This window comes from Pseudomonas sp. RL_5y_Pfl2_73 (genome assembly GCF_963970515.1).
Lineage (GTDB): Bacteria > Pseudomonadota > Gammaproteobacteria > Pseudomonadales > Pseudomonadaceae > Aquipseudomonas.
The window spans coordinates 51400-65746 of record NZ_CAXAPD010000017.1; the positions used below are offsets into that span (position 1 = coordinate 51400).

Here is a 14347-nt window from a genome sequence, read left to right on the forward strand (position 1 = left end):
AAAATAGTCCGGTCAAACCCGGGCTGCCCTTGATCGTTTTTCCGTAGTACAGTAGGCAAAACCCGATAAATATCCACCTTGAGATGACCCTGACGTGCCAGGCCCCAACCTCAACGGACCCGCACACCCCATCATCCTCCTGCCGCGGCGGTAACTGCATGATCGACATCACCGAAGTTTCCATTGCCCAACTGCGCGCCGCGCTGGAATCGGGCCAGACCACGGCGGTAGCGCTTGTCCAGGCTTACCTGGCCAGGATCGATGCCTACGACGGCGCCGATACGCCCACAGCCCTCAACGCGGTGGTGGTCCGCAACCCCGATGCATTGAACGAGGCCCAGGCCTCCGATGCCCGGCGGGCCAGCGGTCAGACCCTGGGGCCGCTTGACGGCATTCCCTATACGGCCAAGGACAGTTACCTGGTCAAGGGGCTCACTGCCGCTTCCGGCAGCCCGGCGTTCAAGGACCTGATTGCTTATCGCGATGCGTTCACCGTCGAACGGCTTCGCGCCGCCGGGGCCATCTGCCTGGGCAAGACCAACATGCCGCCCATGGCCAACGGCGGCATGCAGCGCGGGGTGTATGGCCGTGCCGAGAGCCCATACAACGGCGATTACCTCACCGCACCCTTTGCCTCGGGCTCCTCGAACGGTGCGGGCACGGCAACCGCCGCCAGTTTCGCAGCGTTCGGTCTTGGGGAAGAAACCTGGTCGAGCGGACGCGGCCCAGCGTCGAACAATGGCTTGTGCGCGTATACACCATCGCGCGGCGTGATCTCGGTGCGTGGCAACTGGCCGTTGACGCCGACGATGGACGTCGTCGTACCCTACGCCAGAACCATGGCCGACCTGCTCGAAGTGCTGGACGTGGTGGTCGCCGAGGACCCGGACACCCGTGGCGACCTGTGGCGCCTGCAACCCTGGGTGCCGATTCCCAGCGTCGAGTCGGTTCGCCCGGCCTCGTATCCGAGCCTTGCCAGCAATCCGGGGGCGCTGGCCGGCATTCGGTTCGGCGTGCCACGGATGTACATCAACGCGGACCCTGAAGCCGGTACGGCAGAGTCCCCCGGCATCGGCGGCCCGACCGGGCAGCGAATCGTCACCCGCGCCTCGGTGATCGATCTTTGGGAACAAGCTCGCAAGGCCCTGGAGGCTTGTGGCGCCGAAGTGGTCGAGGTGGATTTCCCGCTGGTGTCCAACTGCGAGGGCGACCGTCCCGGCGCACCGACGGTGCTCACCCGCGGCCTGGTTTCCAAGGAATTCCTGCACCATGAATTGTGGGACCTGTCGGCCTGGGCATTCGATGATTTCCTGCGGGCCAACGGCGATCCAACGTTGAATCGCCTGGCCGACGTCGACGGCCCGAAGATCTTCCCCCACGACCCGGGCACCCTGCCCAACCGAGAGGACGATCTGGCCGCTGGCATGGATGAGTACGTAAAGATGGCCCAGCGCGGTATCACGCCGTGGGACCAGATCCCGACCCTGCCCGACGGCCTGCGTGGACTTGAAGAGACACGTCGAATCGATCTGGAAGACTGGATGGAGCGCCTGGGCCTGGATGCGGTGATCTTCCCGACCGTCGCCGATGTCGGGCCGGCCGATGCGGACATCAACCCGGCGTCTGCCGATATCGCCTGGAGCAACGGGGTCTGGGTCGCCAACGGCAACCTTGCCATCCGCCACCTGGGTGTGCCCACTGTCACCGTGCCGATGGGCGTCATGGCGGACATCGGCATGCCCGTCGGGCTGACGTTCGCCGGACGCGCCTATGATGATTCGACGCTGTTGAAACTGGCTGCGGCGTTTGAATCGATTGGCTCCAAACGCCTGATCCCACCTCGGACGCCGCCGCTGTCGGCTTGATCTGAGCATTGAGCTGGCTGGGTCTTGGGGTTGCTGCGCAGTCCCAAGACCCGGTTCTACAGCCGGAAATATTGTTGCATGGCACGGGAAAGCAGGCTCACGGCCTCATCGCCGTACGATGCCTGGGATCGCGTCAACGCCACCTCGTGCTCCTCGATGACCGGCACCAGGCACCAGGCTTCTGAACCGGCGCTCTAACCACCCGGGCTTGGCAGCGCGATGACGCCTGTGGCAGCGTAGGCTGGAATTTCAAACAACCCTCGCGCCCACAGCAAAACGGTAGCCATCATGATCTCGCATGTTTTTCTAGGTATCGCCGATTTTGATCGCGCCTTGGTGTTCTATTCAAAGGTCATGGCAGGGCTGGGCCTGACATTGAAATTTAGCGACGCCCGCAAAGGCTGGGCGGGCTGGGTTGCCGAGCATTCACCTCGCCCGATCTTCGTGATTGGGAAACCCTTTGACGGCAAGGCGAACGAACCCGGCAACGGACAAATGGTGGCTCTGCTCGCACCCAGCCGGGAAGCCGTGAGGGACAGCTACGCGACAGCACTGGCACTGGGCGGGACGTGTGAGGGAGAACCCGGATTGAGACCCCACTACCACCCCGACTACTACGGCGCCTACTTTCGAGATCTCGATGGCAACAAGCTTTGCGTCTGCTGCCATGATTCGGTGTCGACTTAGCCGTGGCACCGCGGACAAGAACGTTGGCGAGACCTGTTTCCTGACCGTTTCGCCCCGGAGGCAATTACAGGAACTGGCGGCCGGCCAATGGTGAGGAATTTCCCGCTCTATTGGGCGTTGCTGAAAACCAAGCCGTTACCTATTGGGGGCTTTCTTTCCCTGCCTAGCCAATGTACGAATAAACAGCGAATTCAAACCCATTGAACGGAAAACAAGCGACCTCTTTCATCCCCATCTTCAAGTGCGCACGAAGCGACGCTTCATTGTCTTTACGTATGAAAAGAATACCTTCGCGCCCAGGCTCGCGCCGCCGAAGATCGGCGAACATTCGCTGGGCCAAGCCCTTGCCACGTTCTTCCTCGCCTACGCAGATCGGGCCATAGACATAGGCATCCGGTGCGCCAGGATAAGCGGTGAACATTGCCTGTACGATCTGATCCATAGACGACACCCAAACATTGCATTGCAACCAAGTTCGGGACATCTACGGCGAGGCGCCAGGACGAGTGCGCCGTGGGGCCTAGACCTCAAGCACCAACGGCTCACTCCCCCGGGCCGGCACGGCGCAACAGATCAGCACCTCACCTTCGCCAACCGGTTCGGCCGGCATGCTCAGATAGTGCACCTGGCCGCGGCTCAAGCGGGTTTTGCAGGTACCACAGGAGCCGCCACGGCAACTGAATTCCGGGTTCAGACCACGCGCTTCGGCCAACTCCAGCAGCGTCCCACTGCCGGGCTCCCAACGTGCCTCCTGGCCAGCGCTGGCGAACAAGACCTTAACCGCTTCATTAGCGGCCGGCACTTGCACCGGCGCAGGTACGCTGACTTCCAGATCCCGCACAAGCGTCGAGGGCCCGAAGGTTTCCGCATGGATGCGATCGTCAGGGATGCGCAGTTTGCGCAATTGGTCGTACAGCGCCTGGGTAAAGCTGCCCGGCCCGCACAAATAGAAGTCGTAGTCGTTGAACGGCAGCAGTTGCTTGAGCAGTTCCACATTGATCCTACCCGCCAGGTCATAGCCCTCAGCGCCCCCTGCCTCAGAGGCCGACTGGCTGACCATGCGCAGAACCTGCAGCTTGTCGCCGGCACGGGCGGCCAGTTCGTCGATCTCGTCACGGAAAGCCAGGTCGGCCACCGAACGGGCGCTTTGCACCAACCAGACCGGGCGCATGCGGCTGATGCGTTGGCCCTGATAAACCACCTCGCGCAGCATCGACAACAACGGGGTAATGCCCACTCCCGCCGCCAGCAAGACCAACGGACGCCGCTCGGTGGCCTGGACAGTGAAATGGCCCTGGGGCGCTCGCGCCTCAATCTCATGCAGCGCCTGCACCTGTTCATGCAGATGGGTGGACACCGAGCCATCGCGCTTGACGCTGATGCGCAGGAAATCATCCGACGGCGCGCTGGATACGCTGTAGGTCCGGATCGACGGCGTGCTCTGCCCTTTCAGTAAGATCCGCACCGGCAAATGTTGCCCGGCTTCAAACCGGGGCAACCCCAAGCCATCGCTCGCCTGCAAATAGAACGAGCGAATGTTGTAGCTCTCATCCACCACCCGCGCGACCCGCAACGCACGCCAGCGGCTACGCAGCGCCTCGGCCTGCAAGCGCTCGGCGGCCTGCTCCCAACTGCCGGTCATCAATGAATTGGGCGAGTCGCCTTCGTCCTGCTCCGTCCAGCGCAGCGCAATGGCGGCCGGGCGATAAACGATGCGTTGCGGGATAAAGCGCAACAGCCGCTCGGCGCCCTGGAACGCGCTGATATCGGGATCGTCCAGCAGCACTTGCGCCGAGCCACTCATTTGCAGCAGATCGCCCGTCTGGAAATCGACGAACACCAGCCCGGCCCGAGGGTTGAGCAGGACGTTGCCCAGCGTGTTGAAGAACAGGTTGCCGGAAAAGTCCGGAATGGTCAGCGATCCGTCTTCATCCATGCGCACAAACCCCGGCTTGCCACCACGATGAGAAGCGTCGACCTGACGTTCGCCATCGCGCACCACGTAGGTGGCGATATAGAACGAGTCGGCCGCCGTCACCAGGCGTCGCACCTGCGGGTCGGGCACGGTCAGTTGACGCGGCGCCACGATCTGCGCGTCGACAAAGTGGTACTGGCGCAGGTTGATGTAGCGAGGGCAGTTGCCATACGCCTGGCTCACTGAAATCTCGAGCCCCGGGGCAAGCTGACGGCGCACGACACCGTTCATGCGGTTGCGCCGGCGGGTGTGCAACTCGATGCCCAGCATCCCGATGGCATCGCCCTCGCCCATGCCCTCCTGGGCCGGGTCGTTCGGCTCAGGCGCGAGGTTGATGTGCAGGGTCTGCGGATCGGGCGAGTTCATGAAGCCCGGTTGCCCAGCGCGCAGGGTCGCCCAGACGTCGCCTTGCCGATCCACCACCCCCAATACCACAAAAGGCAGTTGGGCATAGAACTCCCGGTGCTGGTCCGGCATCCACCTGCGCGCCAGTTGCCGTTGACCGACACCGGCCATCATGTCGACTGCCCCGACGGAGCGCTGCAAGGCCAGCTCTCCTTCGTGCCAGGGTGAGGTTTGTGCTTGCACGACTTCGTCCATCAGCGACTCCTCGCGCTCGCAGCCTGAACGCCTGCAACAGTGCGCTACGGTTAGGGATTCTCCGCCACCTTCTGCACGGGTGTGCAAGTGGATGGCGTCATCTTCTGCCCAAAGCGACTGCGCAGGAATACGCACAAACTGCAATCCACCGTTTCATAAAATGGAAGGGTGGAAACAGGCTTATGAGTGCGGCGTGCCCATTAATGCGCGCGTGCCCTTACCGCGCCGGGAGCCCAGCGAGTTAATCAGGTGGATGATTCGCTTGACGATGGACAACCCCAGTCCCTCGACGTCCTTGTCACGGAAGTGGCGTACCCGTGCGAGCGGTGCTGCTTGAAGGGGGGCAAACGCATGGATCTCAGGGGCGAGGACTCAGCTCACCTCAACCCACCCAGCCGATAGCCGTTTTGGGAATCACCTCGGACTCGTCGAGCTTGGACGCAAACATGCTCACTGCCTCGAGTGCATCCGTGGTCCCGTTCCGGATTTGCACGATGACCGAGCCGGCCTGGTCTGCCAGGGTTACGCCGCGCAATGCGCCTTCATGGGTCACGTTCATGCTGGTGACGGCATCGCGGGTTTCGGAGAGGATCATGCCGATCATTTCGGCAATCTCAGAGGTGGAGCGACTGGTGCGCCCGGCCAGTTGCCGGACCTCGTCGGCCACCACCGCGAACCCCCTCCCCTGATCCCCGGCCCGCGCCGCCTCGATCGCCGCGTTGAGGGCCAGAAGGTTGGTCTGGTCGGCAATGCCGCGAATGGTGTTGACGATGGCCGTGATCTCTTCCGAACGCGCCCCCAGTTGCCCAACCAGACGCGCGGACGCGCCAATGTTGTCGGCGATCTCGCGCATCTCCTTGGCGGTTTGGTGGATCACCTGGGCGCCCTGCTCGGCCACGCGTTCGGTCTCGGCGGAGATGTGATACGCACGGGAAGCACCGCGCGAGTCCTCTTCGAATTTCTCCACCCGCTCGGTGATATCACTGGCGAACTTCACGATCTTGCACAACTTGCCTTCAGCGTCGTAGACCGGGTTGTAGCTGGCTTCCAGCCAGACGACTTTGCCGTTTTTGCCGAGACGCTTGAATTGGCCGCTGAAAAACTCACCCGCATTGAGACGCCGCCAGAAATCACTGTACTCCGAGCTACCGACCAGGCTCGGTTCGCAAAACATCCGATGGTGCTTGCCCTTTAGCTCTGCCAGCGAGTAGTTCATGACATTCATGAAGTTGTCGTTGGCAGTCAGGATGTTGCCGCCCAGGTCGAACTCGATCACCGCCATGGCACGATCAAGTGCCGCCAGCCGACCACGAGTTTCGGCCTCGTTGGCAACCTTGGCGGTGACATCGAGCGCGTACTTGACCACCTTCACGACGCGCCGTTGCTCGTCCACTACCGGGTTATAGCTGGCTTCCAGCCACACGTTCTGCCCTTGCGCGCTGCGGCGCTGAAACGTGCCGGAAACGAATTGACCGGCGCGCAACTGGTTCCAGAATTCACGGTATTCGGCGCTGCCCGCCAGCGCTGGAGTGCAGAAATCCCGATGGGACAGACTGGCCAATTGATCCGCTCGGTAGCCCATCGTAGCGAGGAAATTCTCGTTCGCCCTAAGGACCTTGCCATCGGGGCTGAACTCGATAACAGCCATCGACCGTTCCAAGGCGCCGACCAGTCCTTTGTAGGTTGCCAATTCGGCCGTCCTAGCCGTCAGTTCATTTTTTAGTGTTGTATTAAACATGACGTACCCTCGGTGAACCCTGAAAGTAAGCGGACCTCGTTCTTATATCGGCTCGCTGACTGACGGCTGAACGGCACGGTGTAATCATGTTTCGGCGCCAAACCCCGCCGAATCCATCAACCAGGTTCTAAAGGCCTGCACTTTTGGGGTGTCGGCTGTTTCATGCGGGCTCACGAAATAGAAGCCGAGTTCAGATTTCAATCGCAGATCGAAGGGGGCAACCAATCGCCCGGCCTTCAGGTCGTCCTCGACATAAGTCGAACGCCCGATGCAGACCCCCAGGCCGTCAACCGCAGCCTGAACAGCCATCATGGCAAGGTCAAATGTCAACCGGCTGCCTTCGGCCAGTTTTTTCGGTTGGCCGGCGGCACTCAACCAGGCACTCCAGTCATCGTGGGTCACCCCGCTGACCTGCAACAAAGTGTGCTGGGTCAGATCGTGCGGACTCTCTAAGGCTGTCGGACCTTGCAGCAGTCTGGGGCTGCACACCGGAAAGATTTCGTCGGCCATCAGCCAGTCAGCCCGCAACCCCTTCCATTCGCCGGAACCGTAACGAATGGCCGCGTCGACGCCGCCTTTACGAAAGTCCACCCGTTCGGTGGATGCCGTAACGCGCACATCAATGTTGGGATACGCCTGCTGGAAAGACGCCAGTCGCGGCAACAACCATTTGGAGGCAAATGAAACCAGGGTACTGATCGTCAAGACGCTGTTATTGCGGCTCTCGAGCAACGTCTGCGTGCAATAGCGCAGCTCATGGAATGCCGCACGAACGCCAGGAAAATAGTCATGGCCTTCATTTGTCAGAGCCAGGCCATCCTTGAGCCGCAGGAACAAGCGCACGCCCAGTTCCTCTTCGAGCCGGCGGATTTGATGGCTGATGGCGGTTTGTGTGACGTTCAGCTCTTCTGCGGCCTTGGTGAAGCTCATGTGCCTGGCGGCTGATTCGAATGCTTTCAGGCCATTGAGGGAAGGTATTCGGGTGGCCATGGAGGTCTGACTTACTCATGAGATTTTGTCATACGCTAGCACCGAAGATGTCCTTTGAAAATGTTCCAGCCCTCGTGGATTCTGGCGGCACGTCCCCCGACCTTGAGGAAACCATGAAACTGTACTTCGCCCCCATGACCTGCTCATTGTCCCCGCACATCGTGCTGCGGGAATTGGGCCTGCCCTTTGAATTGATTCGGGTCGACAACAAGACCAAGCAAACCGCCGACGGGCTCGACTTCCTGACCATCAACCCCAAGGGCTACGTGGCAGCCTTGGTGCTGGATAATGGTGAAGTCCTGACCGAGGGTGCCGCCATCGTCCAGTACCTGGCCGATCTGATTCCCGCAAATGCACTCGCGCCGGCCAACGGCACCTGGGAGCGGGTCCGCCTGCAGGAATGGTTGAACTTCATCACATCCGAGATCCACAGCGGATGTGCGCCGCTGTTCAACGCCGAGATTGCAGAGCCGACCAAGGCCATCTTCAGGGCGAAACTGTTCAGGCGCCTGGATTACCTCAACCAGGCCCTTGAACAACAGGATTACCTGATGGGCACCTTTGGCCTGGCCGACGGCTACTTGTTCACCGTCTTGAACTGGCTGCCGTTGTTCAATATCCAGATCAGCGACTGGCCGGCACTGGCGGCGTTCATGGCGCGAATCGCCGCACGCCCCAGCGTCCGGGCGGCCATGGCCGCGGAGGCGGCATCCACTCTCAGTGCGATCTGACCCGCCGCTATCGCGAGCAAACTCGCTCCCCAAGGGGGTTGTGGTGCATGCAATGTCTGCGAGCGACTCAATAAAGCGGCTCTGAAGCGGTTCAACCAATCAACTTGGCATACACCGGCCGGTCGATATTCCCACCGGACAGAATCACCGCCACCCTTTTCCCCCGCATCGCTTCACGCTCCTGCATCAGCGCTGCCAAGGCGGCAGCACCGGCACCTTCGGCGAGGTTGTGGGTGTCGGTGTAATACGCCCGCATGGCTCCGGCAATTTCAGCATCGCTGACCGCTACGATTCGCGCCGCCGCGGCCCCGTAGATGGCAAAGGCCTCGGGAACGGGTCTGCGCACGGCCAGGCCGTCGGCAAAGGTATTCGCCGAACCGGTCTCACATAGCGCACCCGTTTCAAACGACACCTTCGCCGCAACGGCCTCGGTGGACACCACGCCCACCACGTGGGTCTTCAAGCCCAAGGCATCGCGGGCGGCGATGACCGCGCAAATCCCCGAGCCACAGCCTATCGGCACATAGACGGTGTCCAGGTCCGGCACCGCGCTGAACAGCTCCAGCCCATAGGTTGCCACGCCCTTGACCAACTCGGGATGGAACGGCGGCACCAGGTAGAGGCCATGCGCTTGAGCCAGGCGTGCGGCTTCTTCACGGGCCTCGTCGAAATCGCGGCCATACTCGACCACCTCGCCGCCAAAACCGCGCATGGCGTTGTTCTTCTCCACCGAGTTACCTTGCGGCACGACGATCAACGCTTTCAAACCCAATGCAGTGGCCGCCAGCGCCAGGCTTTGGCCATGGTTGCCGCGAGTCGCCGTGACGATGCCTTTTGCCTCTGGGTGCTCGTGCTTGAGCCAGCGCACAAAGGTCAGGCCGCCGCGCACCTTGAAGGCCCCCGTCGGGGTGTGATTCTCGTGCTTGACCCACACCGTGCAACCCAGCCGCTCAGCCAACAACGGCCAGGCGTACTGGGCGGTGGCGGGCATGACTTGGTAGAGGTGGTGGGCAGCGTGTTCGATGTCGTCGCGGGTCAGTGTGTGCATGATGGGCCTCCAGGTTTTGCCCAGTCTAATCAGGGCGCCACCGGCGGGCTTTCAGAAAACTGACCTGACTTTCAGGCCCTCTCTTCACTACTATGCTGTTCATGAACCCTCGAAACCGCCAACCGCCGCCCTCACCTGAACCGGTCCGTCGTATCGAAGCTGGGCCCTGGGCGATCGAATTGCTGCCCGGCTGCGCCTACGCCACCCGCTATGTCGCAACCCAGTCGGCGATCGGCTTTGCCTTCGACAGCCAGCGCGGCCTGCACGCCATCGGTAGCGACCGCGTGCAGCCCTTCGAGGCGACCCCCAACGGCCTGGCATTCGTCCCTGCCGAATGCGACGTGTTCTCCGAATCCCCCAGGGGCGGTGAATACCTGCGGGTCGTGCGCACCGACGGTGTGGCGTTGCCGGGGCAGCATGCGTTCAACAACCGTATCGACTCGCAGGCCATCACCCTCGCGCTGAGAATGCGCAGCGCACTGCTGCGTGCCACCCCAGAGGATGATTGGGAGGCCTGGACGCTCGGATTGGCTGAACGGGTGAAGGACCACAAGACATTATCGGCATACCCCCACGGCGCCCTCACGGGCAGACGAATGCGCCTGCTCGACGAGTTCATCGACGCCGGTCTCGACCGTCCGCTAGGGGTAAAGGAAATGTCCGGACTGCTTAGCTTGTCCGAGGGCTATTTCATGCGGGCATTCAAACAGGCAACCGGCCAAAGCCCCCACAGCTACCTGATCGACCGGCGCCTGGCCAAGGCACGGGCGCTGATGCGTGACGCCGCCGCCCGACTGACCGATATCGCGCACACCTGCGGTTTCAACTCCCAGGCGCACATGACCACGCTGTTCAAGCAACGCCTTGGCGTCAGCCCGGCGCAATTGCGCGGGTATTCGAAGCCCTGAACGAGCGGGACAAACCGCTGATACCGGTCATCTGAAAAGCGAAGTGGCACGCCAAATCAAATTGCCATCAGATGGCCTTGCAAAAACACCCGGGCCGTCTAGATTCAAACCTGTCTCCAACCACATCATCAACCACACCTGAGAGCCCTTCGAGCGAGAACGTCTATTGGCCTAACACACACACTTGGCATTGCTTTCAATTACTGACACGGAATCAGTCATAACAACAAGAGGGATGCTTGATGAAGCATGGCCGTGGGTATCGTTTGCTCTCGCAAAAAGGAGCAGCCAGACATTTCTGGCTGTCATTGGTTTGCTTTTCAGCCCTGGTGATCGCCAGCTTCTTGCTGTTCGAACAACAGATCCAGGACTTCCTGACCCATCTCAACCTGTACCTGCCCTCGACGCCCGCGCAGAAACTCTACCTGGCGATGTTACTGATCGCCCTGCTGACGCTGGACGTGGTGCTGCCGGTGCCGTCGAGCATGGTCGCACTGCTGGCCGTGGCCATGCTCGGCAGCGTGGGGGGTTACCTGGCGATTTTCGTGGGTCTGTGTCTGGGCGCCGGGCTGGGCTATGCGCTGGGAGCCGGTTATTTACGCTTGCTGTCCGGCCGCCTGGGCCTGCATCAACGCCAGCCGGGGCAACTGGCGTACCGGTTGGGCACACTGTCGTTGATCTGCCTGCGCGGGGTCCCGGTATTGGCGGAAACCTCGGTCGTCGCCGCCGGCATGCAACGCTACCCACTGCGCGCGTTCATCCTGGTCACCACCCTGGCCAACGCCGGCCTTGCATTGGCTTACAGCGCCATTGGTACCTTTCTCGTCGAGCAGAACGCGCTGTTGGTGACCCTGCTCGCCAGCATGGTATTGCCCGGGCTGTTCATCGCCGGGTACAGCCTGTTCAAGAACCTTCGCCGGCATGACGCGCAGCAAGCGTTGCACGGGCGCTTCAAGGTCAGCTACGACTACCCGGTGGTGTTCACCGATCATGTATTCGATCCGCTCAATCCCTGCCTGCACCGCCAGCTCATGGCCGGCCACAGGGGCCCGGTCACGGTGTTGATATTCGCCGATGAACAACTGCTGGACAGCGCCCCGCACCTGCTGGAACAGATCAACGCCTACTTCGCCAGCCACTTTCCAGACCTGCACCTGCAGGCGCCGCCGATCGCGGTTCCGGCCGGCGAGTCGAGCAAGGATTCACAGGTGTTGCAGCGGCTGTACACCGACATGCTGAAACATGGCTTGGACCGGCATTGCCATGTGCTGGCCCTCGGTGGCGGCGCGGTGCTGGATGCGGTGGGCTACGCCTGCGCCACCTTCCACCGCGGCATTCGCCTGATTCGCATCCCAAGCACTGTGCTCGCCCAGAACGACGCTGGTATCGGCGTGAAAAACGGCATCAACGCCTTCGGCCAGAAGAACCTGCTCGGCGCCTTCTATCCCGCCACCGCGGTCATCAACGACTTTCAATTGCTGACCAGCCTGACCCGGCGCGACCAGATCGCCGGGCTGGCCGAGGCGGTCAAGGTGGCGCTGATCAAGGACCAGGCGTTTTTCCAGTGGATGGAACAGCAGGCCGACGCCCTCGCCCACTTCGAACCAGGGGCCAGCCGCTATGCGATCCGCCGCTGCGCCGAATTGCACCTGGCGCACATCACCGGTGCCGGCGACCCATTCGAACGCGGTAACGGGCGGCCATTGGACTACGGGCACTGGGCCGCCCATAAACTGGAGAATCTCTGTCAGCACCGACTGCGCCATGGCGAAGCCGTCGCGGTGGGCATGGCCCTGGATGGGCTTTACGCCAATGCCCTGGGGTTGTTGAGCGACAGCGACACCGAACGGGTGCTGAACCTGCTGCTCAAGCTCGGCTTCTGCCTGAACCCGCCGGAGCTGACCTTGAAAGATGCACTGGGGCGCTCGCAGGTTTTGCTGGGGCTGGAGGAGTTCCGCCAGCATTTGGGCGGACAACTCTCCATCCCCATGCTCAGTCGGATCGGCGAGTCGGTGGACTTGCATGAAATCGATACCGCGCGAATGGAGCAGGCCTTGCAGCGCCTGTCCACCCAAGTCGACCTTGCCCCGACCCTGAACGAGCGCTGTGCGCAATGAACCAGACGGCGCCGACCCTCAAGGCCTGGCTGACCCTCGGCCGTGTGTCCAACCTGCCCACGGTGTGGACCAACACCCTGGCCGCCGCCCTGCTCGCCAGCAGCGCCGGGGCCCTGGCACCGCCGTCGTCCCTGGTGTGGATCCTGCTACTGGCGGCACTGTCGCTGCTGTACCTGGCCGGCATGCTGTTGAACGACCTGTTGGACGCCGACTGGGACCAACAACATCATAATCCCCGCCCCATTACCCTGGGCCTGGTCAGCCGCCAGCAAGTACGGTTGGCCACTGCGTTGTTGCTGGTGCTGGCCGCGGCCTCGCTGCTGGGCCTGAGCCGACTGATCGAGCAGCCGCACTGGCTGCTGGCCAGCGCCACCCTGTTGGTGGGCTGCATCCTCGGTTACAACCTGCTGCACAAAAAATACACCCACAGCGTCTGGCTGATGGGTGCCTGCCGCTCGGCGCTCTACCTCACCGCTGCGGCCAGTCTGGCGGTGCCACCCGAACCGATCTGGCTCTGCGCCATTTTGCTGGGGGTCTACATCAGCGGCCTGACCTACCTGGCTCGCCAGGAACACCGCAACCAACTGATCAGCCGCCTCCCCCTGCTGCTGATGCTGAGCCCGCTGGCCTTGGCGATCTACGCCGGCAGCGCCTGGTTTTGGCCGGTGCTGCTGTTATGGCTGGGCTGGTTGGGCTGGCACTACTGGCGCAACCTGGCCAACCCACGGCAACGGCAGGTTCGCGCCTTTATCGGCGCCGGCTTGGCAGCCCTGCCGCTGTTCGATGCCCTGGTGCTGGCCGTGGCTAACCAGCCCTTGGGCAGCTTGTTATGTGTCCTGGTGTTTTTCCTGCTTCCTCATTTCCAACGCTGGATCAAACCAACATGAACACGGACGTGACTGCACCGGCATCGGCGGCCCTCGACATGCGCCACGACTGCCTGAACGAACAACGCCAGCATTTCATCCGCCAGTTCGAGGAAACCGAACGGCGATGGTGGCATCAGGCACAGGAACGGCTTGCCCGACACCCGGACGCCAACACCGCGGCGCTCATGAGCAGCCAATGCAAGCGCAACCTCAAGGAGCGTGCGCAGCCCGGCAGCGACGGCTGGAGCAACGTCCAACTGGCGCGGGCGTTGCTGCTGGCCCAGGTGCTGGAGCAGCAGCCCGCCGCCGGGCAAATCCCCCTGTTGCACCAATTGTTCCTGTGGGGCGACGACCAGGAAAAAATCGCCACCTTGAAGGCCCTCGATTGGCTCGATAGCTGCGGGGTGTGCGTGGAGCTTGCACGCCAGGCCGGGCGCACCAGCAACAGCCAGGTGTTCGCCGCCCTCGCCCTGGACACCGCCTACCCGTCGCGTCACTACAACGAACAGGCCTTCAACCAACTGGTGTTGAAAGCGCTGGGCATGGGCCTCGATGTACGACGCCTGATCGGCCTGGCGCAACGACAAAGCGTCACCCTCAACCAGTTGGCCCTCGACCTGTTGGACGAACAACTCGCCGCCGATCGAACGGTGTCCGCCGGACTGCCCCACGTGATTGCCTTCGATCTGCTGAGCCCGGCGCAACGTCAGCGCCTGGCCGGTCTGGGCCAGCAACGACGCTTGCCGGCGCAATGGCACAAGCACCTGGGCGGCGTTTCGCCGAGTTGATGCCCAACCGTCCCCCGCTTTTTTTGACGAG

The 14347-nt window shown here is 62.2% G+C and carries 12 protein-coding genes and 1 pseudogene; 7 read left to right on the forward strand and 6 right to left on the reverse strand.

The features are described from left to right. Nucleotides 1–158: 158 nt before the first annotated feature. Nucleotides 159–1865, forward strand: a complete 1707-nt coding sequence (locus AACY42_RS17535) for an amidase (protein ID WP_339481223.1) — start codon at nucleotides 159–161, stop codon at nucleotides 1863–1865. A 288-nt stretch (nucleotides 1866–2153) separates the two neighbouring features. Further along, entirely contained in the window at nucleotides 2154–2552 is a 399-nt protein-coding gene (locus tag AACY42_RS17540; protein WP_339481224.1) for a VOC family protein, read from the forward strand. A 163-nt stretch (nucleotides 2553–2715) separates the two neighbouring features. On the opposite strand, the gene AACY42_RS17545 is transcribed toward AACY42_RS17540, so the two are convergent. The 5 genes and pseudogenes from AACY42_RS17545 to AACY42_RS17560 form a co-directional block, all read right to left on the reverse strand. Next, nucleotides 2716–2994, reverse strand: coding sequence for a GNAT family N-acetyltransferase (locus tag AACY42_RS17545; protein ID WP_339481225.1), 279 nt, complete (start codon nucleotides 2992–2994; stop codon nucleotides 2716–2718). Between the two features lie 78 nt (nucleotides 2995–3072). After that, nucleotides 3073–5127, reverse strand: coding sequence for a 2Fe-2S iron-sulfur cluster-binding protein (locus AACY42_RS17550; protein WP_339481226.1), 2055 nt, complete (start codon nucleotides 5125–5127; stop codon nucleotides 3073–3075). Between the two features lie 382 nt (nucleotides 5128–5509). Further along, entirely contained in the window at nucleotides 5510–6124 is a 615-nt protein-coding gene (locus AACY42_RS28700) for a methyl-accepting chemotaxis protein (RefSeq protein ID WP_445261749.1), read from the reverse strand. After that, nucleotides 6098–6865 (reverse strand): annotated as a pseudogene (locus AACY42_RS28705) (PAS domain-containing protein); the annotation flags it as partial. The gene AACY42_RS28700 and the pseudogene AACY42_RS28705, both read right to left, overlap by 27 nt. Nucleotides 6866–6949: 84 nt before the next feature. Beyond that, nucleotides 6950–7855 carry a transcriptional regulator GcvA gene (locus AACY42_RS17560; protein WP_339481228.1) on the reverse strand — a complete coding sequence of 302 codons (906 nt, stop codon included), beginning with the start codon at nucleotides 7853–7855 and terminating at the stop codon, nucleotides 6950–6952. Nucleotides 7856–7968: 113 nt separating this feature from the next. On the opposite strand from AACY42_RS17560, the gene gstA reads away from it, so the two are divergent. Further along, nucleotides 7969–8586 carry a glutathione transferase GstA gene (gene gstA / locus AACY42_RS17565; protein ID WP_339481229.1) on the forward strand — a complete coding sequence of 206 codons (618 nt, stop codon included), beginning with the start codon at nucleotides 7969–7971 and terminating at the stop codon, nucleotides 8584–8586. 91 nt (nucleotides 8587–8677) lie between these two features. Here the strand turns inward: gstA and AACY42_RS17570 are convergent, their stop codons facing one another. Further along, nucleotides 8678–9634 carry a threonine dehydratase gene (locus AACY42_RS17570; RefSeq protein ID WP_339481230.1) on the reverse strand — a complete coding sequence of 319 codons (957 nt, stop codon included), beginning with the start codon at nucleotides 9632–9634 and terminating at the stop codon, nucleotides 8678–8680. A gap of 92 nt (nucleotides 9635–9726) precedes the next feature. Here AACY42_RS17570 and AACY42_RS17575 point away from each other — a divergent pair, with 92 nt between their 5' ends. From AACY42_RS17575 to AACY42_RS17590, 4 genes are all read left to right on the forward strand, one after another. Then, complete coding sequence (locus tag AACY42_RS17575; RefSeq protein ID WP_339481231.1) at nucleotides 9727–10542, forward strand: helix-turn-helix transcriptional regulator; 816 nt, start codon at nucleotides 9727–9729, stop codon at nucleotides 10540–10542. A 242-nt stretch (nucleotides 10543–10784) separates the two neighbouring features. Next, nucleotides 10785–12659 (forward strand): 3-dehydroquinate synthase, encoded by a 1875-nt coding sequence (locus AACY42_RS17580; RefSeq protein WP_339481233.1) that lies wholly within the window; start codon nucleotides 10785–10787, stop codon nucleotides 12657–12659. Beyond that, nucleotides 12656–13546, forward strand: a complete 891-nt coding sequence (locus AACY42_RS17585; protein WP_339481235.1) for a UbiA family prenyltransferase — start codon at nucleotides 12656–12658, stop codon at nucleotides 13544–13546. Before AACY42_RS17580 ends, AACY42_RS17585 begins: the two co-directional genes overlap by 4 nt. Continuing rightward, nucleotides 13543–14316, forward strand: a complete 774-nt coding sequence (locus AACY42_RS17590) for an EboA domain-containing protein (protein WP_339481237.1) — start codon at nucleotides 13543–13545, stop codon at nucleotides 14314–14316. Before AACY42_RS17585 ends, AACY42_RS17590 begins: the two co-directional genes overlap by 4 nt. Nucleotides 14317–14347 lie beyond the last annotated feature (31 nt).

Coding starts and splice junctions, on each gene's coding strand:
- AACY42_RS17535 (WP_339481223.1), top strand. CDS start 159: ATGATCGACATCACCGAAGTTTCCATTGCCCAACTGCGCGCCGCGCTG.
- AACY42_RS17540 (WP_339481224.1), top strand. CDS start 2,154: ATGATCTCGCATGTTTTTCTAGGTATCGCCGATTTTGATCGCGCCTTG.
- AACY42_RS17545 (WP_339481225.1), bottom strand. CDS start 2,994: ATGGATCAGATCGTACAGGCAATGTTCACCGCTTATCCTGGCGCACCG.
- AACY42_RS17550 (WP_339481226.1), bottom strand. CDS start 5,127: ATGGACGAAGTCGTGCAAGCACAAACCTCACCCTGGCACGAAGGAGAG.
- AACY42_RS17560 (WP_339481228.1), bottom strand. CDS start 7,855: ATGGCCACCCGAATACCTTCCCTCAATGGCCTGAAAGCATTCGAATCA.
- gstA (WP_339481229.1), top strand. CDS start 7,969: ATGAAACTGTACTTCGCCCCCATGACCTGCTCATTGTCCCCGCACATC.
- AACY42_RS17570 (WP_339481230.1), bottom strand. CDS start 9,634: ATGCACACACTGACCCGCGACGACATCGAACACGCTGCCCACCACCTC.
- AACY42_RS17575 (WP_339481231.1), top strand. CDS start 9,727: ATGCTGTTCATGAACCCTCGAAACCGCCAACCGCCGCCCTCACCTGAA.
- AACY42_RS17580 (WP_339481233.1), top strand. CDS start 10,785: ATGAAGCATGGCCGTGGGTATCGTTTGCTCTCGCAAAAAGGAGCAGCC.
- AACY42_RS17585 (WP_339481235.1), top strand. CDS start 12,656: ATGAACCAGACGGCGCCGACCCTCAAGGCCTGGCTGACCCTCGGCCGT.
- AACY42_RS17590 (WP_339481237.1), top strand. CDS start 13,543: ATGAACACGGACGTGACTGCACCGGCATCGGCGGCCCTCGACATGCGC.